The organism is Mesorhizobium sp. M0676 (assembly GCF_040320535.1).
In the GTDB taxonomy this organism is placed as follows: domain Bacteria; phylum Pseudomonadota; class Alphaproteobacteria; order Rhizobiales; family Rhizobiaceae; genus Mesorhizobium.
This window is the reverse complement of sequence record NZ_JAMYPU010000018.1, coordinates 23517-43984: the sequence shown is the minus strand read 5'-3', so window position 1 is coordinate 43984 and position 20468 is coordinate 23517. Positions and strand designations below refer to the sequence as shown.

Genomic DNA, 20468 nt, shown 5'->3' with positions numbered 1-20468 from the left:
ATTTCGGGGCGGGCGCTGATTGTCGTCACTTGTTGTAGAGTTTCAGGATCGGCTCGACGCTCGAGGCGTCGTAGAGGCTGAATGTGTGAATGTCGTAGCCGATCGGCTCGCCAGAGGCCGCAAGCCCGAGCAGCGCCACCGGCATGAAGCCCTGCGCCGACGGGTACTGCCAGGCCGCAGCATTGACTAAGCCGGACTTGACCGCCTCGGCCGTCTCCTTTGAGTTGCCCCAGCCGACGACCGGGACCTTGCCGGCCGACACACCGGCCCCGTCGAAGACGCGTTTGATGCTTGCTGCCACGGAATCGCCGAGTGCAATGATTGCCGGCGGATTGTTGGCGACCATGTAGTCGGTCATCTTGGCGATGATGCCGGCCGGGTCGGTGCCGCAATCGACCACGTCGTACTTGATGCCGAGCGGATCGAAGACGCTGGCGATGCCCTCGGTCTCGAGCTGCTGGTAGCTGGCGCCCGGCACTTCGACCGGCAGGAACACCTTGTCGCCCTGCTTCACCATCTTGTGGTCGACGAGATACTTGGCCCAGATGACGCCCGCTTCCCTGAGGTCGGCCCCGACATAGGCCTGCCGCCCGGTCGCCGGATCATCGGTGTTGAAGAACACGATCGGTATGCCGGCGGCCTTGGCGGCCTTCACCTCCTCCGTCCACAGGCCGGGCTGAGCCGAGGTGGTAGCGATGCCGTCCGGCTTGGCGGCGAGCGCCGAGTTGAAAGCCTCCTTCTGCGCCGCCATGTCGCCGCCGCTGAACGAGATCTTGCAGGTCACCTTGAGCTGGTCACAGGCCTTGGTCGCGCCGGCATTCCAGTCGATCCAGAACGCGTCCGAAGGGCCACCATGCGACAGCAGATAGAAGGTCTTCTGGCCGTCCTGCGCGAATGCCTGCAGGCTCAAGGAGACCCCGGCTACCAGCGTTGCCGCGGCAGCCACTTTCAATGCGAATTTCAACATTCATTCCTCCCTTGGTTGGAGTTGCGCCGCCATGCGCCGGCGGCGCAACCGGCACTCAAAGGCCGTTGGCGCGGAACTTCCCGTCGAGAAATGTTTTCGCGCGCGGCACGTCGTCTTCAGAGAGATGCTCGATGATGACCGGGATGTTTGGGTGCTTTTCCGCCAGCCGCTGCAGATAGAGATCGTAATTCAGCGATCCCAGCCCGGGCGCCGGCAGCTCGATCTCGCCGACGCCGCGGAACGTGTGGCTCTCCATCGCATCCTCGTCGCCGATGTCGGCATGCTTTTCCGACTTGTCGCTGCCCGAACGCTTGACGTCCTTGGCATGCGCGATCTTGATCTTGTCGGTCAGCGTGTCGAACACCTGGTTGAGGATCTGGTCCATTTTGTCGATATTGTGGGTCTCGAAATAGTTGGTCGGATCCATCAACAGGCCGAGGCCGGGATGGTCGACCTGGGCGAACATCTTCACCGTCTCCTCGACCGAGCCCACGACGTTGTTAACGTAAGTCTCGAGGAGGAAGACCGCGCCGTGGTCGTAGGCGGTCTGGGCAAGCTCGGCGATCACCTTGCGGCATTCCTCGAAGCCTTCCTCGGTCTTGTTCTTCGGGTGATGCACCCAGTCGGATTCGGTGTTGTATGTGCCGGTCTCCGAGATCACGTAGGGCGAGCCGAAGCTGCGCGCATTGCGGATGATTTCCTTGAGATACCCGACGCGCTTATCGCGCTCGGCTTTGTCGGGATGAATGATGTTGGTGTAGCCCGACACGCAGCAGATCGGCAGGTTGTTGTCGCGGAAGACGTCGCGCACCTGCTTGGCCTTGTCCTGGGTGATCTGCCCGGCCGACAGATCGACATCCCTAAAATGCAGGTCGAGCTGCACCGTGTTGAAACCGAGCCCGCGGATCTTCTTCGCCGTCTCTTCGAGGCCGTACGGGAAATAGCCCGTGAAAATACCTGCCTGCATCATGATGTGAATTCCTCCCTAAGCGATTCAGTTGGCTGATTTTATCGAGATTTCGGAAAGCTTGACGGTGCGGCCCTCGTGGATCGAGCGATAGCCGGCCTCGACCAGTGCCATTGTCTTGACGTTGTCGGCGACGGAGAGCGCCGGCGGCGCACCTGTCTTCACCGCATGCTGCAATTGCTCCATCACGCCGATGAAGGCATGCGGGAACCACATCGTGTCCCAGCTCGGGCTGACCCATTCGCCGCCGGTCGTCTCGGTCGAGGCATAGGTCAGCGTCGAGGCAGCGCCTTTCGGCCAGCCGATCGTGCCTTTGGCGACACCCTTGGTGCCGTCGACGCGCCAGTTGATGTGCTGGTCGTCCAGATAGCCCTCCTGGCGCGGTCCGGACCAGACATCCTCCAGCGACACGGCGAGCACGCCGGAGGGAAAGCGCAGCGTCGAGACGGTGATGCCGTCGCTATGCTCGAATGTCGTGCGCGGGTCCTTGCGTGTCAGCGTGGTGATTTCCGAGGGATCGCCGAACAGAAAGCGCAGCACGTCGAGATGATGCACGCTCATATTGGCGAGCGTCAGCCGGTCGTAGTCCTGAAGGAAAGTCTGCCAGTGCGGGATGGCATGCATGTCGATCTGCGCGAAGACGATGTCGCCCAGCGCGCCGCTGTCGATGATCTGCTTCAGAACGCGCATCGACTGGTCGTAGCGCATGTTCTGGTTGACCGAGAGGATCTTGCCTGACTTGGCTGCCTCGTCGCGCAGCTTCACGGCTTCATCGACCGACAGCGCCAGCGGCTTCTGCGCCAGGATCGCCTTGATGTGAGGCTGCTTCAGCGCATGGCGGATCAGCGCCGGCTGCAGATCGGGTGGAAAGGCAAGGTCGACGATCTCGACCTCAGAATCCTCGATCAGCTGTTCCGGCGTGTCGTGGACGGTCGGGATGTCCCAACGCGCGGCGACCTTCTGCGCATTGGAACGGGTGCGCGAGGCGATCGCCACCACGTTGAACTTCGCTTCGCGATAGGCTGCCAGATGGCACTCGGCCATGATCATGCCAGCGCCGATGCAGCCGATACGGTATTCTTTCGTGCGGACCTTCACGTCCGGCTCGAAGCCTTCGCTCGCCATGTCTTCCTCCCGAAATTCTGTTTTCGCAGCCGCGATCATCTCGCCAACGCGCCTCCGTCCTGCCCGAAATAATGCACCCGGGCCGGCTCGCAGGATATCGCTACCACCGCATCCGGCCTGATGTCGGGCTGGCCGCGCAGCAGCGCCTTCAGCCGCGCCTCTCCGGCGGCGAGCGTTACCACCGTGTAGCCGCCAAGGGGCTCGACCTCGAATACGCGCGCCGGGCGGCCAGCGCCCCCTTCGACCCAGGGCCGGACCTTGATGTCCTCCGGCCTGAGCCCGATTTCGATCGCGTCGGCCGGAGCAGCGCGATCGTCGATGCTGACCGTGCCTTCGGCGGCCTCGAGGCCATCTTCGCCGCGAACGGATTTGAGGATGTTCATCATCGGCGAACCAAGCAGTCGCGCCACATAGGTGTTCGCCGGGCGGTCGTAGATCTCGGACGGGGCGCCGATCTGTCGGATCCTGCCATTCTCCAGAATCGCGATGCGGTCGGCGATCGACATCGCCTCTTCCTGGTCATGGGTGACGTAGATCAGCGTCTTGCCGAGTTCGCGCTGGATGCGCTTGAGCTCGACGCGCGTTTCCTCGCGCAGCCGCGCATCGAGCGCAGAGATCGGGTCGTCCATCAGATAGGCGTTCGGGTCGCGCACCAGGGCGCGGGCTATCGCCACGCGTTGCCGCTCGCCACCGGAAAGCTGCGCCGGCGGCTTGTGCAGAATATGGCCGATGTGGAGCTTGGCGGCCACATCGGCGACACGCGTTTCGATCTGGGCCTCGGCGACCTTGCGCTCGACCAGCGGGAAACGCACATTTTCGCGCGCGCTCATATGGGGGAACAGCGCCAGGTTCTGGAACACCATGGCGACATTGCGCTCGGCCGGCGAGACGGTGTTGACCGGTTTGCCGCCGATCAGGATCTCTCCGGCGTCAGGCGTCTCCAGCCCGAGCACCAGGCGCAGGATTGTCGATTTGCCCGACAGCGGCGGCCCGAAGAAGCAGAAGAATTCGTTGTCATTGACGGTGAACGAGGCGTCGTCGACGGCGAGCGTCGTGCCGTAACGCTTGCTGACATTGCGAAAGACGATATCGGCCATGTCAACCTGCCTTCATCGCAATGCCGCTGCGGGCATCGAAGACACGCACGGACGATGCCACGGGGGCGACGACGGCAAGCTCGCCGATCGACAGTCCGACAGCATTGTCGAACACCGCCTTCACGGCGGTCTCGCCATCGCCGAGATGGACGATGGTCCTCGCGCCAATCCGCTCGACGAAGCTCACCGGCATGGCGAGGCCCTGCCCGCTCTGCACCAGCGACACCTGTTCGGGCCGGAAGCCGTAAAGCACCTCGGAGCGCGATCCGCGCAAGGTGGCGGCCAGCGCATCCGGCAGCGTCGGCGTGACCCCCAGTGGCCCGAGATCGACCACCAGGCCCCGGTCGCTCTCCGCCGGCCTTCCCTTCAGCAGGTTCATGCCCGGAGCGCCGATGAAGCGGGCGACGAAGACATTGGCTGGATTGTTGTAGACTTCCAGCGGCGTTCCCACCTGCTGCAGCACGCCGTGATCCATGACGGCAATGCGGTCGGCCATGGTCATGGCCTCGAGCTGGTCATGGGTGACGTAGACCATCGTCTGCCTGAACTGGCGCTGCAGCTGCTTGAGCTCGGTCCGCATTACCGCCCGGAAGGCGGCGTCGACATTGGACAGCGGCTCGTCGAGCAGGAAGATGGCCGGCTCCATGATCGCCGAGCGTCCGATTGCCACCCGCTGCAGGATGTTGACCGAGAGCCGGTCGGCCTTGCGGTCGAGCAGCGGCGTCAACTGCAGCAGCTCGGCGGTGGCGCCGACGCGGCGGTCGATCTCAGCTTTCGCCGCACCACGCATCCGCGGCCCATAGGCAAGGTTCTGGCGCACCGTCATATGGGTGAAGATGGCATAGTTCTGGAAAACGAAGCCGACGCCGCGGCGGCCCATGGGCACGCCGGCCATGTCGCGCTCGCCGAACAGGATCTTGCCGCTGGTCGGCTCCTCCATGCCGGCTATCATGTTCATCGTTGTCGACTTGCCGCAGCCCGAAGGCCCGAGCAGCGCCATGAACTCGCCATCGGCGATGTCGAGGTCCATGGTCTTCAGCGCCGTGAACTCGCCAAAGGTCTTGACCAGGTTGCGCAGCTGGATCGCACTCATGCCGGCACCAGCCTTGCGCGCGCCATGCGCTTCATGGCGAATACGGCAACGATCGAAAGCACGACCAGGATGGCCAGCGCGATCGCCGCCACATAGCCCCAGATCAGGTCCTGCGTCGTGACCTTGTAGATGTAGACGGAGATCGTCTCCGTGGCGACGCCGGGGCCGCCGCCGGTCATGATGTAGAGCGTGTCGAAGATCTTGAAGTTCTCGATGACACGGATCGCCAGCGCGATGATGATGATCGTCTTCATCTTCGGCAGCACGATGGTGACGAAGCGCTGCCACGGATTGGCGCCGAGCAGGGTCGCCGCCTTGATCTGGTCCTGCGGCACGCCGACCAGGCCGGCAAGCAGGATCAGGAACATCAGCGGCGTCCATTGCCAGATATCGGCGATGATCACCGCGATCAGCGCCAGTGTGGGGTCAGACAGCCAGGCGATGGTGACGCGGGAACCGCTGAGTGCCGACAGGATGTCGTTCAGCGGCCCGCCCGACTGGAACAGCATGAAGAACATGTAGCCGGCCACCGCTGGAACCACCATCATCGGCATCAGCAGGATCGAATAGAAGATCCGCTTGCCCGGAAAATCGTCCGCGAACAGCGTCGCCAATGCCAGGCCAAGCAGGAATTCGACGGGCACGCACACGACCATGACGATGGCCGTGCGCCTCAGCGCGCTCCAGAAGCGCGCATCGGCGGCAAGGTCGGTGTAGTTGGCGAAGCTGTTCCACATCTCCCATGCGTTCCACCAGCCGAGGCCGGAGAGCGGCGACCAGTCGGTGACGCTGATGTAGAGCTGCATCAGCAGCGGGAAGACGGAGATGAAGAGCACCAAAACCTGCGCCGGCAGCGTCAGCCGGAATCCCAGCCGCGCTCCCTCGTCCCGCAGCGCGGGCTTGCCAAGCGCGGCCTTTGCGTCCTTTGAGACAGTCACGGTCACCGCGCTCATTGCTTGAGCGCGCCGAACGTCAGTCCGCGCACCAGATGGCGCTGGATGGCGATGCCCATGATGACCGGCGGCACCGCGGCGATAAGACCGAGCGCGGCCTTGGCGCCATAGAGCTGCCCGGTCATCGAGGAGGACAGCGAGGCCATGTAGACGGGGATCGTCACCCATTCACGCGTCGTCAGCAGCAGCGCGATCAGATAGTCCGACCAGTTGAGGATGAAGACGAAGAGGGCGGCGCTGGCCAGCGGTGCGCGCATCATCGGCAGCGTGATGCGCGTGAAGACGCGCAGCCGCGAACAACCTTCGACAAGCGCCGCTTCCTCGATCTCGCGCGGCATGTCGTCGAAGAAGGTCTTCATGAGCCAGAAAGCGAACGGCAGGGTGACGATGCCGTAGATCAGGGCCAGGCCAAACCAGCTGTCGGTGAAGTTCAGGAAGGCCCACATGATCATGACCGGGATCATCACCGCCATTGGCGGAAACAGCCTGAGCTGGATCAGCGCCAGCGGCAGGTTCTGGCCGGAGCCGAAACGCGACAGCCCGTAGGCCGCAGCCGTGCCCGCCGACATTGCGATCGCCGTGCCGAACACCGAAGACAGCAGCGACGACAGGATCGGCTTCAGCGCGGTGCGGTCGAGCGCCACGATCAGATTGTTGTTGGACTCGCCGAAGACGAACTGGAAATTGCCGAGCGTCGGGTTCTTCGGCCACCATGTCAGGTCGGCGCCGGTCGCCGACCATTCGGCGATCGGCTTGAAGGCCATCGACACCATCCACAGGATCGGTACCAGCGTCACCGCCATCGCCGCGAAGATCGCGGCGTAGCGGAATATCTCGAAGGGGACGGAACGCTTCATCTGGCTGCTTTGCTGGTGGCGTTGACTGCGGCGGGGAGGAACAGATGCTCTTCCCCTCCAGCGCTGATCCAGGGAGACGGATCAGCTGATCGGGTCGAGAACAGTCGGCCAGGCCTCCTTGTTCGTCCTGATGGCTTCGAGCAATTTGTCCTCGCCGATGCGGCGGGCGATCTTCTTCCACTCCGCTTCCGTGTCGGCCATCGCCTGTTCCGCTGTCTTGGCTTTGGTCAGCGACGCCATCAGGTTTTCGTCCAATGCGTTGTGGAAGGCGGTGGCGCCGGGATAGTTGATCGTCGGCACCGTGCGGGCGACGGTCTCGCGCACCACGTCGATGTGGTAGGCGTGGTAGGTCTGGCGCACCAGCGGATCGGAGAAATCCGAGAGCCGGAACGGATCGAGATAGCCGCCCGGATTGGCGCTCATCCAGGCATAGATGCGGGCGGAGCCCAGCCACTGCAGCAAGAGGTAGGCGACCTCCTGGTTTTTCGACTGAGACGAGACCATGCCGGTCAGCGAGAACCACAGCACGGAACGGCTGATCAGCTTGCCGTCGACTTCGCGGCCGGGCGGCAGCATCGAGCCGATCTTGCCGGTGACGGCGGAATCCTTGTTGCCGGCATTGTCGAGGAATTTCGGCAGGTTCGAGAAGGCGCAGGTCATCGCCGCGCCGCCCTTGGCGAAATTTCCATACTGCTCCGGCCAGCCCCAGGAGATCGCGTCCGGCGAGTGATGAACGAGCGAGCCGACATATTCGTTGGTGGCGGCAATGCCGTGCTCGGAATTGATCAGCGGCTTGCCGTCGTCGCCGAACAGGAACTGGTTGGGCGATGCCATCGAGACATAGCGCTGATACCAGTTGGTGTAGCCCCAACCCTGGTTGCGCAGGTCGGTGGAGCCGAACAGGCCCTTGTCGGGCCGCTGGAAGAAGCCCGCGATGTCACTGTGCTGCTTCCAGGTCTTCGGCGGCGCCAGATCGTAGCCGAATTTGTCCTTGAACGCCTTCTGCTCGGCGGCGTCGCCGAACAGGTCGGTGCGGTAGACCCAGGTCTGGAAGTCGCCGTCCAGCGACACGCCATAGTTGGACCCGCGATATTTGTTGAGCAGCGACACGCCCTTGGCGCCGTCGACATAGCCTGTCTTGGGATCGTCCCATTCGGGCTTGTACTGGGCGACGAAGTCGTCGAGCTTGGCGATGCCGCCGGTCTCGGCAAGGTCGCCGAGGCGGTTCCATTCCGTCGAGTAGATGTCATAGGCCCCACCCTTGGTGGAGATGTCCTGCATCGTCTTGGTGAATTCCTGGCCGTTCGGCAGGCCGACGATCTCAATCTGGATGCCGGTTTCCTTTTCCCACAGCTCCTTGATCGACGGCGCACCCGCCGGGAAAGGCTGTGTGAGTTGACCAATCGAGCCATCCGACAGGCCAAGCACGATCTTGGCCGGCGCCTTGCCTGCTCCCTTCAAGGCCTTGGCCGCCTCAACGGCACGGCCTTCCGGCGTGTCGGCGCCATATTGATAGCGCTCGGCGCCCTCGAAACCGGTGGGGCCGCCTACCATGCCTGGCGCCAGCGCGTCGGCCGCAACGGCACGGCCGGGACGGATGAATTGCGGTGCGATACCGGCCGCAGCCACGAACGCCGCCGCCTTTCCTCCGGACGCCAACAAGCCGCGTCGCGATATGCGGATCAAATCAGACATTGGAATTCCTCCCTCAGGCCCGATGTTTCCTCCACGAGCCCATTGAGGGATATTGACGGCAGCACCGGAAGGCTGTCAACATCATAAATACTCAAAATACATCGTAACACCGCAACTGCGGAGAAAATACGTCATGCAAAGGTCGACACACCGGCTCAATGCCTCGATTTGATGGGAAATCTGCCTTTCTGGCACGCGACTATCACGCCGGGCGACGCGATTTAGCCCAACCTCCTTGCGCATCGGCTAAGGCTCGATACATCATTTCCCATCAGAATCGCTGATGGCTGGCAGCTGTGGCCGTCGGACGGGCTAGCGGCATTGTGCGATCTGATGCATTGAGGAGATGAAGACGGTGCGTTCCACCTTGACTGACATAGCCCGGGAAGCCGGCGTTTCCGCCGCCACCGTCGACCGCGTGCTGAACAACAGGCCCGGTGTGCGGGCGCGCACGCGTGAGATAGTGCTCGAAATGGCGCAGCGCCTCGGCTACATCGCGGAGGGCCCGAACGGAGCGCCGCCCAGGCCCTCACCTGGAGAGGTCATCCGTCTCGACTTCGCTCTGCCGGCCGGCACCAATTCCTTCATCAAGATGCTGCATCGACACATCGAGGCGCAGGCCCTAGCGCGCCCCGATCTCGACGTCCACATCGCCACCATAGAGGGCTTCAACCCCGACCGGCTCGCCCGCCTGCTGCAAGAATTGCGTGGACAGACACAAGGCGTCGGCGTGATCGCGCTCGATCATCCAACGGTGCGCGAGGCGATCCGCTCGCTGTCGGCCAATGACGTCAAGGTGGTGACCATCGCCTCCGACATCCTGCATGTTCCGAGAGTGGCCTATATCGGCATCGACAACCGCGCCGCGGGGCGGCTGGCCGGCTATCTGCTCAACCGCTTCATGGGATCGGAACGCCCAAGCAAGGTGGCGCTGTTCGCCGGCTCGCTGTCCTATCGCGGCCATGAGGAACGCGAAATGGGATTCCGGCACATCTTGACCGAGGAGTCGCCCAATCTCGAGATCGTCGAGATGCGCGAAATGCTGGATGACCGAGAGAAGGCTTATTCGGAAGCATCAGCGCTTCTGGACCGGCACCCCGATCTTGCCGCGATCTACAATGTCGGCGCCGGCAACACCGGCATCGCTCGGGCGCTGAAGGAGCGTGGACGCGCCAAAGACATTCTCTTTCTCGGCCACGAGGTGACAGACGGCACCAAGGAACTTTTGTTGGATGGGACGCTCGATGCGGTCATAGATCAAAATCCGCGCGTCGAGGCGCGGGAAGCGCTCAACATTTTAAGCCACTCTGTCAGGCACCTGAACTATGAACCGCATCAACCACGACTTCAGGTGATCTTCAAAGAGAATATACCTGAAATCTGATCAACGGATCCGTGATCTTATCGCAAAGCACAGCGTTGGCGTCGCCACCGGTCCCAAATACGAACGAGAGCCCGAATGATCTCGTCAAAGCCGCCGATCTGGCACTATTCCGTGCGAAGTCGGAGGGCCGAGATCGGGTCGTGGTTGATGGTGCATGAGAAGGCCGTCGCCCGTTGCAACTCGGTCAGCCTTTCCGAACCTAAAAAGACCAAGTCCACTCATAGCACCGAGGTCGCGAACGATTGGGGCGAAGAGGGTTCTGGATGCCGGCACGAAGCCGACGAATGGCATACGCCCGTCCGTCCGCGACGATCACCTGAAGCATCGCACCGATCCAAGGCGTTCGAGCAGATATGTTGCAGGCGACCTCGTGTGTTATACACGCACGCTGAGTTTTCGGGTCGGACACGAGATCGATGGATCAGGAGACGCTTCTTGCCGCAGTCCTCTTAGCTGATGTCGTGGGCAGCACGCCGCTCTATGAGCGGATCGGAGACGATGCCGCTCTACAGCAGGTCTCGGATTGCCTGGACACGATGCGCGAGATTGTCGCCAAGCACCGTGGTGATTTCATTTACTCGAAAGGCGATGACATACTCAGCCTCTTCGAGAGCCCGGAAATGGCGCTGAGGGCCGTCTGCCAAATTACCCATCAACTGACTAAAGGGCCGTTGAGCGCCCGTATCGGATTGCATTTCGGGGCGGTCATTCGCGCGCGGGGCGCGATATTCGGTGACGTTGTCAATGTCACCGCAAGGTTGTCCACCACGGCGAACCCCGGAGAGGTGCTGATCAGCCAGAGCTTCTGCGAAGCCCTTTCCCCGAGAAGCCGCAAGGGCCTGCGGCTCCTCGACAAAATGGCCTTGAAGGGGAAGCAAGAGTTCTTCGATGTCTATACCCTGTGGAGCGACGATGGGGCCCCCGGTACGCAGATCACCAGCCATGGCGCCACTACAGATAGACGCTCGGTCCTGCCGCGGCAGATTCATCTGGTCATCCGCTACAGAGATCAGCTGCGATCCTGTCGAAACGGCGAATCCGTGACAATCGGCAGATCGGCGGAATGCGATATCATCGTCGAGCGGCCCTGGGTATCGAGGCGCCACGCCGCCTTCACCATATTGAATGGCAGAGCTCGGCTTCTCGAACGAAGCTCTTCGGGCACATTTGTGTCCATGGGACTCGGCCATGAAGTATTCGTACGCCGTGAAGATATTATCCTCTTCGGCTCCGGCGTCATCTCGCCTGGAGTGAAGTCGGCACTCGACGAAGCCCAGCTTCTTCACTACGAAATTGTCTCGGATTGACCCGGCCCGGCTACTAGCTCGACCGGTTTAGAGCTGGTTCGCTGGCGCACTCAATGTCGCGCCGTACTCTTTGACAGCCATTGGGATCGACCGTTCACAAATGTGCCAAGGCCAATCCAGGAACGTCTGACTTCCGTTCCCTCGTTGAGTTCGACGGAGCCGCGGCCGGTGCATCTCCCTCGCAGGATGCGGAGTTCTACCTGCTCCTAGGCCACATTCTGCAGGTGGTGGATGGCTTCGGCAGCAAGCTGGCCCGCTCGATCGATGACGCGCTAGGTCTTGCCGCGAAAAGGCCGGTGCGTGGGAATTGTGCTGGACTGTCGGCCAGACAATGAGCTGGCGACGGGAGCGGCCGGCTGAAGCGGGATGCCCGGACCAATTCCCTGCCCTGTGTCGCCTTGACATCCCAAGGTGCTGAAGGTCAGCACATTACGCTGTTGCAGCCCGGGTCGACGAACGCTTCATCAGACCATTTGCGCCGCAATAGCTCCTCGAACACCTGCGAAGGCTCGCGATTGGGCTACCGTCACGAAAATTGGCCCAGAAGCGCAGACCACTGACATATCGCGACGTCGAGATGGAGCTCGATACGACCGTGTTTGCAGCACCGGGGGGAAATTCCTCTTGGGCCGATCGAGTTCAAGTTGCTGCGCCACATGCTCGAGAATCCTGAAAGGTGATCAGCCGTGATGAATTCATCGCAGCTGGCTGCTCGCAGAAAGCCAGTGTGAGCGCCCAGACGGTCGACGTTCACATGAGCCAGTCGCGAAAGTTGTTGAAGCAGTCGTCGCAGAGTTGCCATTCGCACCGTGCGGCTTGCCGGCTATTCTCTCGGGACACTGCGGGCTGACAATCTCGGCGGTTGGGTTCAGAAAGGTCGCTGCGTGACGCCGCAAGGGGACCAACGCGATGGGAAAGGTCTTGGCAGCTAGGGGACTTAACGCCACCGACATTGCAGCCGTGGCGCTGCTCTAATCGAGAGAAAGTCTGGGCGTATAGAACAAGCGACATGAGCATGTCGGATTGTTTGCATTCAAACGACCTTTGCGACGTTATCCGTGCCTTCGCCTTGCTGGTGCCGGAGGAAATCATGACGTCGCCCGACAATTCGGTCGAACTCGTTCGCGACAAGAAGTGGACGGTCCGCGTCACCGCCTACGGCAGCACCCTGACGTTTCCGTTCGAAGCCGAAAGCTATGCACGTTCTTATGCCGATGGTCAGGCATTCCGTCTCGGGGTTCAGGTGGCGGAACTGAAGCGATGCGGCTGACAGTTTGTCGACGCGTTGGCGGATAGCCTGCATCGCCATCGGAACGAATAAGTCGCTGATTGCAGCCTCGCGATTTTTCCATCAAATCCCGCCTGCAATCTTGACAGCAACTCGGCAAAATCCCTCGCCGACTAGTGTTGTCGTATGGGCTGGAGCTTTCCTCGCCGCCGGTGGTAGGCGGGATACGCTGCCGGGAGAGCCCTCTTTTCGCATAGACGAGAACCTTGTGCTTTTCCATCTCAAGGCTGATTGGCGGCTGGATGCGCGCGCCGTCTTTCATGTTCTGCCATCGGCCCGCGCGGAGCGTGGAATCAACGGCGGGGAAGCGGATGATGTTTCCTGTTTGCGCTCGCGTAGCGCAAGAAACGCTGCGAAGAGCATGATAGCCATGCCGATGATGTCGATCAGGCTAACCTCCTCGCCGTAGGTGATGACGCCAAGCACGACGGCAATCACGGGTGAGACGAAGGCAAATGCTCCGGCGCGCGAGGCGCCGATTTCGTGCAGGAGCCGGATAAAGAGTGTGTAGCCTATGAAGGAACCAAACAGCACGAGGAACAGCCACCCGGCCCAGGCCGGCCAGCCCCAATCGCCTTTTAGAGCCGCGGCCGCGCCTGGCTCCACAACGAGTGAGATGAGAATTAGGAATGCGCCCCCGAAAAGGGTGGTGAAGCCGGCGATGAAGTCCGATGAATATACCTCAAGAAGCGGCCGCGCGAGCACCGAACCCCATGCATAGATTAAAGCTGCCGACGCCACCGCTGTCATCGCCAGCAGCCGGAGCCCCCTGCCCTGCTGGTCTGCGTGTGTCCAACCAGCATAGGCTTCGGGCCCGAACAGGACGCAAAGACCGGCCGCACCGAGCAAAATCGCAAAGAGCCTGCGGCCGTCATAGCGTTCGTCCCCCAGAAGCAACGCAAACCCAAGCAGCGTGACGGGGGTCAGCGAAAGCTCAAGAACAGCCGCGGTGCCCGTATCGACGTAGAGCATGCCCCAAAAGAGTGGGCCATAGCAAAGCGGAATCATGAACAACGTAACAACGAAAAGGCGCGGCCAACTCCTTTTGGCCACCCGTGGTAGAGCAGCGCCCCTTAGGCGCGTCGCACTGAGGATCAGCAAGCCGGCTACTGTAAAACGCGTGCCTGCGAACATCAGAGGCGGCACGGTGGCGATCCCTGCCTTGATACCGATCCACGTGGTGCCCCAGATCACACATAAAACCAAAAATGTCGCTGTGTTGCGGTTCATCGGAAGCAGCCTTCGCTGGGCGTTGTTGGTTCGTCGTAACGGCCAAAAGACATTTATTTCGTTACAACGGCCTCTTGCCAATACGGTTCCGCCAACCGATGTTTCCGGGATGGATTTTGCGAAGACTATCGTCGACATGCGTATGGTTGGCGGTCACGCCTGCCTGGACTTCGTCAACACGGTCGACGCGCGACGCGATGTATGGGGCCCAGACCTCTTGCAGACCTATGCCGACCTGGTCGTCTGGGCTGGACGTGCCGATTTGATCGACGTCGATGAGGCGCGAGCACTGCTCGCGGAGGCTTCCGCCCGCCCGCTCCTTGCGGAGGCGGCATTGGAAAAGGCCAAGATTTTGCGCGAGGCCGTTTACGCGGCTCTCCAGGCCGAAGCGGCAGGCGGCCGGGTGCCGGACGATGCCTTGAAAATCGTGCGCGATGCAGTCGCCCTAGCCCTGCCGAAGCGCTCGCTTTTCCCGTCCGGCGACCGCCTCGCTTGGCAGTGGACCGACGCAGCCAGTCTGAACACGATCGGCCACCGCGTGGCCTTTGAGACAGCCGAGTTTTTGGTGTCCAGGAATGACCGCCGCCGCGTGCGCGAGTGCACCGGGCCGAACTGCGGTTGGCTTTTCATCGACACCTCGCGTGGCGGGCGCAGGCGGTGGTGCTCGGATGAGAGCTGCGGCACACGCAGCCGGGTAAGGCGCTTCAGGGCAAAAGCCGCAGGGAACATGGCTCCCAACAGCAAGAATTAGTATCTGACGCCAGGCTTGGATGACCAACGCAGCATAGTTGGCTTCACGCTATCCCTGTCGCTGTTTGTCCAACGAAGCTGGTCTCGCGAGCGACTGTGGCCAAGACTGTGGAGAACACAGCCGGCGCGGCAAGCCATCATCGCGTTCCAGAGCGGGTTGCTTCGGGGCCGCCTACCTCGCCACGCTTCGATCGGTCGATCTGCTCAAACTTGACGGGAACTCCGGTAGCGTTACGGCGTTTTTCTCAGTCCGAAACAAACAAGGATAGGTGCCATGGACTGGAACCGTGTCGAAGGCAATTGGAAGCAGGTAAAGGGCAAGGTCAAGGAACAGTGGGGCAAACTCACAGACGATGATCTGGACCGTATTGCCGGTAACCGCGATCAGTTGGAAGGCAAGATTCAGGAGCGCTACGGCATTGAGAAGGACCGCGCTCAGCGCGACATCGATGACTGGTATGGCCGGCAAGGCTGGTAGGTCGCCGGTTCCAAACTGAACTTGAAAAAGGGCTCCGAGAGGTACGGCGCCCTTTTTTGCCGCGCTTCCTGTCGCCTTTTCGTCTCACGACAATAGCGCTCACCGAGAGACGTGGAACCGCCAAAGGTGCCCGTCGTTATCTGGTTCTCGAAATTACATTGGGGGATTAGTTGGACAGAGACGACGCCTCAGCGATCGCAACTGGAGTTAGTGGGCTCGACTACATCCTTCGTGGCGGCTACGCCAGGAACCGCTCCCATCTTATCGAAGGGAAACCAGGTTCTGGAAAAACCACTCTTGGCCTCCAGTTTTTGATCGAGGGCGCCAAGAAAGGCGAGAGATGCCTTTACATCACTTTGTCAGAAAGCAAGCGCGAACTGCTCTCGGTTGCTGGCCGTCACGGCTGGGACCTGAAGGGGGTGCAAATTCTTGAACTTGTGCCGCCGGAGCTCAGTTTCGATCCGGCGCAGCTACAGACCTTGATCCATTCCTCGGAATTGGAACTCGGCGAAACCGTGCAGTCTGCCATGGCCGAGATCGGACGCGTCAGACCCGATCGCGTGGTGTTCGATTCGCTCTCTGAAATTCGACTTTTATCGCAAGGGTCATTGCGGTATCGGCGCCAGGTGTTGGCATTGAAGAGCTTCTTCATGCTCAACAATGTGACGGTGCTTATGCTCGACGACCTGACGGCTGAGCAGGATGACCTCAATTTGCATTCGATCAGTCACGGCGTCATTCGGATGGAGCAGCTGTCGCCCGTCTATGGTGGAGAGCGTCGGCGGCTACGCGTGATCAAAATGCGCGGCGTGCAGATCCGGGGCGGCTTTCACGATTTCGTAATTCGCCCAGGCGGCGTTGTCGCCTATCCGCGGCTCGTTGCAGCCGAGCATGAGGTGGCCGAGCATGATACGCCGGCCATGAGCAACAACCGGATCGACACCCTGCTTGGCGGCGGGCTGGCCCGTGGTACCAGCACGATGCTGATGGGGCCGTCTGGCGTTGGCAAGTCTACCATTGCCTGCACCTATTGCTATGCCGCACTCGAGCGTGGCGAGCGTGTGCTGGTGCTTTTGTTTGACGAGACAAAGCGCATCTTCTTGGCGCGCGCCGCCGGGCTCGGCATGCACCTGGAGCCGTTTGCCGAGGACGGCACGCTGATGCTTGAATCTGTCAATCCGGCTGAGCTTTCACCAGGCGAATTATCTTCGCGCATCCAAGCGGCCGTCGAAGAATCCAATGTGCGGATCGTCGTGATCGACAGCCTAACCGGCTATCTCAATGCCATGTCCGAAGAACAGCATCTGGTGCTTCAGATGCACGAGATCCTCACCTATCTCAATCAGAAGGCAGTGGCGACGATCCTGCTGTTGGCCAATCACGGGCTGTTTGGGCAAACGGCAGCGCCGGTCGATATGACCTATCTCTGCGATTCCATCATGCTTCTGCGCTTCTTCGAGAACGCAGGTCAGTTGAGACGCGCGATTTCCGTTGTCAAGAAACGTGTCGGCCCCCACGAAGAGACGATTCGTGAGTTTAAAATCGGCGGTAACGGCGTGGCCGTAGGTGAGCCACTGGAACAATTCCGCGGCATCCTGATGGGATCTCCGGAATTTGAAGGCAAGCCGACAGACCTTCTGAGGGACAAGGCGTTATGATGTCGTCCAGCCCCGCCGTTCTCGTGCTGGCGCCGCTTGGCCGTGACGCGAGGATCGCGGCCTCCATCCTAGCGACAAACCAGATTGCCTCGCGTGTGTGCGGCAGCTTGGAAGAGGCAGTGCCTCTTCTCGACGAGGCGCAGTGCCTTGTCGTGGCCGAGGAGGCCCTGCTCAGTTCCGATCGAACGCAGTTTGCGGCCTGGCTTGAAGCCCAACCCGCATGGTCGGATTTTCCGATCGTGCTTCTGACGATGCGGGGGAACGAAGTCGACACGCGGATGGCATTTCTGGACCGCTATCTGATCGTGCTTGAACGGCCATTTCTGGCTTCGAGCCTCGCCAACTCGGTGCGCTCCGCCTTGCGTGCCCGCGCCCGCCAGCGTGAGGTCCAGTCCTACATCGAACAGAAGCGGGAGGTCGCCGATCGGCAGAAATTGCTCATCCGCGAACTGCATCACCGCGTCAAGAACACGCTGGCCAACGTTCGCGCCATGATGGGCGCGACGGCCAAGTCGAGCGGCAACGTCGATGATTTCGTACGCGATTTTTCAGCCAGGCTCGTTTCCCTGGCCCAGACCCATTCGATGCTTACCGACGATTATTGGCAGACTGCCTCCCTGCACAAGCTGCTCGAAAGCGAGCTTGACCACTATGAGACGCGCGACAGGCCGCGTATCGTTATGGAAGGCCCGAACGTAGCGCTAGTCGCCGACATTGCGGTCCCCGTCGGGATGGCTTTCCACGAACTGGCCTCCAATTCGTCGAAGTTTGGCGCGCTTTCGCAAACGGGAGGCCGCCTTGATGTCCGCTGGTCGTTAGGCGGGTCCGGCGATACACAGATCGTCAATCTTGACTGGCGGGAACGAGATGGGCCGAAAGTCGAGCAGCCCAGTCGCCGCGGGTTTGGCACGACACTTCTGGAAAAAGTCGTGACCGTGCAATGCAACGCCAAGATCGAATTGAACTACCATCGTGACGGCTTGCAGTTCACCATGGCCTTGCCGTTGCGAAACACGCGCCTTGTGCCGGCTTACTGAGCGGCAACGGAGAGGCAGGCTGGGCGCCGCGATCGGGATTAAACTGAGCGTCACTCGGCAGGCTGGTCTAGCGCTCTGGCCGAGCCATCAGTTCCGAAAAAGACCGCCTCTATATCTCCCATATGCCTCTGCAACATTGCGAGAGCTCCGGCGTGGTCTATGCGGCCGACCTTGGTGATAAAGTCGAACTCGTGCCGCGGCGCTGTTAGCCGGGTCATGCGTCCTAGACGAAACTTTGGGCTTTCCCGGAGCGCAGCTTTGTCGCCTTCGTGGTCACCCCCCGCCATTTTGCTCACGATCCTCGTTGATAGCCCGGATGCGCATCTGAATCATCTGCGACCCGTCTGGTTCCGACTGGCGTCGTAAAAAACCAAGAGGCCCGCAGGCAGGCTCGATCGACGGTCAGCTATCCCGAACAGCAAACGAAATCACCCTCGCCTTTGGCCAACCAACTTTCGCCAGATCACCTTCGCAATGGCTGCGGCCCCAGTACGGTCGGACAGCCCGCGCCTCTGGCGGCCGAAGTGAGGCGCCGGGAACATACAACGTCGGTCGTTGTTTCTCTGATCAGGAGGAAAGATAATGGCAGACGACAAGAGCAAGCGTGATTTTCGAGATCGCAACCGTGTATCAGTCGATGAAGATTATGAGGTTCGCTATTTCGCCAAACAGCATCGTATCACGCCAGAACAGGTCCGCGAGCTAATCAGAGAACACGGCAACGACCGGAAGAGGCTCGAACGCGAGGCAAGAAAACGGGCTGATATCGGCTGATGGTCGCGACGCATCACGCGGCTTTTCGACGAGCGGGTCTGAAAGGCTGCGCGAGCGTGAAAACGTCTGGCCGGATGCCCGCCTCGACTTGCTTCCATGTGACCGGGTGGGCAATTGGGAAGCCGGGCCGCGCTCGCGGGGAAAAAGCGCCTATTGCGGTATTGCCCCGTCCGTTGCGGAGATAGTCGAGAAAGATCCGGCCTCCTCGGGCTGCGGGGTCAGCTGACAACAGGTATCGGTCAGGATCGGCATCAACCAGACGGTGGGCGAGCGACTTGGCCAGTTTGCGGGCGCTGTCATGGTTCATCGTCGCAACGAGCGGGGCCATCAAGTGGATGCCTTTGCCGCCAGTGACCTTTGGCCAGCTCTCCAAGCCTGCCGCTTCCAAGATGCCCCGTAGCGCCAGCGTGGCCTCGATCACAGCGTCCCATGGCACGCCTTCTCCGGGATCGAGGTCGAGGACGAGCCGGTCCGCATGTTCGATGTCTTCAATCGTCGCGTTCCAAGGATGAAGCTCAACGGCATCCATCTCGACCAAGCCAAGCAGACCATCCATGTCATCTATCCATACCCGAATGCCTTCGCCGCCTTCGCGCTTTTGAACGCGGAGCTGGTGCACGGACGCCGGTATCCGAGGTAGCGGTCCCTTGTGATAGAAGGTTGCGCCAGAGGCGTGGCGGACCAGCTTCAGCGGTCGCCGAACCAGATGAATTAGAGCTTGATCAGCGACCCGCCGCCAATAGTCTGCCAGCTCTTCCTTGGAAGGTGCAACCGCATCGGGTAGCAGCTGGAGAATGTTCTCGCGCGGGACGCCGTGTTGTCCTTCCGACCTCCGCTTGGACGGCGATGGAGGCTTGGGCGGGATTGCCTGAAGGTCCTCGCGGAGTCCCTTGAAGACCGCCTCACGCAAGATGCCCCGGTCCGACACGCCACTGAATTGCACCTCGGCAAGAACGTCTGGTTCGACCCATGTCGCCTTGGGCTTCTTGATCGGCTCCGACAGCGGTGACTTGGCGACAACAAGCGGATCAAGCCGCTCCCTAACGCGCCGGGCTGCGTCCAGCGTATAGCCGGTTTGGGCCTTCCCGGCATAAAGCAGCCGGTCGCCCTCTCGCCTGCCGATGTACAACGATGCGATGCGGCGCGGCTGCGCGCCAAGTTTCTCGACGAAAGCCACGATTGGAAAAGTGTCGCTCTTGACACATTTGACCTTGACCCAACTGGTCTGGACGCCCGAGCGGTAGTGAGCATCCGCTCGCTTCGATACGATTCCCTCTATGCCCATCCGGCAGGCATGGTCGAACATATCCTTGCCGTTCACCTCCAGATGCTCGGCATAAGTCAGGGTTGGCTCGGTTTCGGTCAGCAGCTTCTTCAGCGTAGCCTTGCGCTTCACTAACGGTTGTTCCCGTAGATCACGGCCATCGAGGTACAGGAGGTCGAAAGCGCAGAGAGTCATCCGCAGCGAACTTGGGTTGCCCAGCTCCAGTTCCAGGGCTTGATAGTCCGGCAGGCCGGTGTCGCCCAGGACGACAGCTTCACCATCGATGATAGCGGATTTGACCGGCAGGCTTGCCGCGGCCTGAACAATCCTCTTGTAACGGTGGGACCAATCGTAGCCGCGACGCGTGAATGCTCGCGCCTTTCCGCCTTCAACGACCAGCTGCGTCCTGTAGCCGTCATATTTGATCTCGTGAAGCCAATCTCCGCCTTCGGGAGCTTTCTCGACCAGTGTGGGCGATTGGAACTCGATGAACGAAAGCCGGTCAATGGCACTGGTCATATGCTCGCGACTCCAGGAATCGCGA

Annotated in this window: 18 protein-coding genes; 8 read left to right on the top strand and 10 right to left on the bottom strand. The window is 61.1% G+C overall.

Annotated features, from left to right (window positions below):
- Positions 1-25: 25 nt before the first annotated feature.
- The 8 genes from NKI35_RS20110 to NKI35_RS20075 all read right to left on the bottom strand — a co-directional run bounded on the left by NKI35_RS20110 (position 26) and on the right by NKI35_RS20075 (position 8754).
- Positions 26-967, bottom strand: coding sequence for a sugar ABC transporter substrate-binding protein (locus tag NKI35_RS20110; RefSeq protein WP_352741309.1), 942 nt, complete (start codon positions 965-967; stop codon positions 26-28).
- 55 nt (positions 968-1022) lie between these two features.
- Positions 1023-1937, bottom strand: a complete 915-nt coding sequence (locus tag NKI35_RS20105) for a sugar phosphate isomerase/epimerase family protein (RefSeq protein ID WP_352741308.1) — start codon at positions 1935-1937, stop codon at positions 1023-1025.
- Positions 1938-1961: 24 nt separating this feature from the next.
- The gene (locus NKI35_RS20100; RefSeq protein WP_352741307.1) at positions 1962-3059 is read right to left on the bottom strand and encodes a Gfo/Idh/MocA family protein; all 1098 of its coding nucleotides are present in this window, start codon (positions 3057-3059) and stop codon (positions 1962-1964) included.
- Positions 3060-3094: 35 nt separating this feature from the next.
- Positions 3095-4156 carry an ABC transporter ATP-binding protein gene (locus tag NKI35_RS20095; protein ID WP_352741306.1) on the bottom strand — a complete coding sequence of 354 codons (1062 nt, stop codon included), beginning with the start codon at positions 4154-4156 and terminating at the stop codon, positions 3095-3097.
- 1 nt (position 4157) lies between these two features.
- Positions 4158-5249 carry an ABC transporter ATP-binding protein gene (locus NKI35_RS20090; RefSeq protein WP_023731703.1) on the bottom strand — a complete coding sequence of 364 codons (1092 nt, stop codon included), beginning with the start codon at positions 5247-5249 and terminating at the stop codon, positions 4158-4160.
- Positions 5246-6202: a carbohydrate ABC transporter permease gene (locus NKI35_RS20085; protein WP_023834197.1), complete on the bottom strand. Its 957-nt coding sequence runs from the start codon at positions 6200-6202 to the stop codon at positions 5246-5248. The genes NKI35_RS20090 and NKI35_RS20085 overlap by 4 nt, the downstream gene beginning before the upstream one ends.
- The gene (locus NKI35_RS20080) at positions 6199-7059 is read right to left on the bottom strand and encodes a carbohydrate ABC transporter permease (protein WP_023669474.1); all 861 of its coding nucleotides are present in this window, start codon (positions 7057-7059) and stop codon (positions 6199-6201) included. Before NKI35_RS20080 ends, NKI35_RS20085 begins: the two co-directional genes overlap by 4 nt.
- A gap of 81 nt (positions 7060-7140) precedes the next feature.
- The gene (locus tag NKI35_RS20075) at positions 7141-8754 is read right to left on the bottom strand and encodes an extracellular solute-binding protein (protein WP_023682259.1); all 1614 of its coding nucleotides are present in this window, start codon (positions 8752-8754) and stop codon (positions 7141-7143) included.
- 355 nt (positions 8755-9109) lie between these two features.
- On the opposite strand from NKI35_RS20075, the gene NKI35_RS20070 reads away from it, so the two are divergent.
- The 3 genes from NKI35_RS20070 (at position 9110) to NKI35_RS20060 (ending at position 12715) form a co-directional block, all read left to right on the top strand.
- Positions 9110-10138 carry a LacI family DNA-binding transcriptional regulator gene (locus NKI35_RS20070; RefSeq protein WP_023697399.1) on the top strand — a complete coding sequence of 343 codons (1029 nt, stop codon included), beginning with the start codon at positions 9110-9112 and terminating at the stop codon, positions 10136-10138.
- Between the two features lie 416 nt (positions 10139-10554).
- Positions 10555-11445, top strand: coding sequence for an adenylate/guanylate cyclase domain-containing protein (locus NKI35_RS20065; protein WP_023731706.1), 891 nt, complete (start codon positions 10555-10557; stop codon positions 11443-11445).
- 1090 nt (positions 11446-12535) lie between these two features.
- Positions 12536-12715, top strand: coding sequence for a hypothetical protein (locus NKI35_RS20060; RefSeq protein WP_031197092.1), 180 nt, complete (start codon positions 12536-12538; stop codon positions 12713-12715).
- Between the two features lie 276 nt (positions 12716-12991).
- On the opposite strand, the gene NKI35_RS20055 is transcribed toward NKI35_RS20060, so the two are convergent.
- The gene (locus NKI35_RS20055) at positions 12992-13963 is read right to left on the bottom strand and encodes a DMT family transporter (protein WP_352741305.1); all 972 of its coding nucleotides are present in this window, start codon (positions 13961-13963) and stop codon (positions 12992-12994) included.
- On the opposite strand from NKI35_RS20055, the gene NKI35_RS20050 reads away from it, so the two are divergent.
- The 5 genes from NKI35_RS20050 to NKI35_RS20030 all read left to right on the top strand — a co-directional run bounded on the left by NKI35_RS20050 (position 13950) and on the right by NKI35_RS20030 (position 18660).
- Positions 13950-14714, top strand: a complete 765-nt coding sequence (locus NKI35_RS20050; RefSeq protein WP_352741304.1) for a CGNR zinc finger domain-containing protein — start codon at positions 13950-13952, stop codon at positions 14712-14714. The two genes, NKI35_RS20055 and NKI35_RS20050, sit on opposite strands and share 14 nt — an antisense overlap.
- A gap of 273 nt (positions 14715-14987) precedes the next feature.
- Positions 14988-15191 (top strand): CsbD family protein, encoded by a 204-nt coding sequence (locus NKI35_RS20045; RefSeq protein ID WP_023682266.1) that lies wholly within the window; start codon positions 14988-14990, stop codon positions 15189-15191.
- A gap of 170 nt (positions 15192-15361) precedes the next feature.
- The gene (locus NKI35_RS20040; RefSeq protein WP_352741303.1) at positions 15362-16849 is read left to right on the top strand and encodes an ATPase domain-containing protein; all 1488 of its coding nucleotides are present in this window, start codon (positions 15362-15364) and stop codon (positions 16847-16849) included.
- A complete protein-coding gene (locus tag NKI35_RS20035; protein WP_023682268.1) occupies positions 16846-17886 on the top strand; it encodes a sensor histidine kinase in 1041 nt (346 codons plus the stop codon). Before NKI35_RS20040 ends, NKI35_RS20035 begins: the two co-directional genes overlap by 4 nt.
- Before the next feature lie 582 nt (positions 17887-18468).
- On the top strand, positions 18469-18660 hold the full coding sequence (locus tag NKI35_RS20030) for a DUF3606 domain-containing protein (RefSeq protein ID WP_023715431.1): 192 nt from the start codon (positions 18469-18471) through the stop codon (positions 18658-18660).
- Between the two features lie 13 nt (positions 18661-18673).
- On the opposite strand, the gene ligD is transcribed toward NKI35_RS20030, so the two are convergent.
- A complete protein-coding gene (gene ligD / locus NKI35_RS20025) occupies positions 18674-20443 on the bottom strand; it encodes a DNA ligase D (RefSeq protein ID WP_352741302.1) in 1770 nt (589 codons plus the stop codon).
- Positions 20444-20468: the final 25 nt, after the last annotated feature.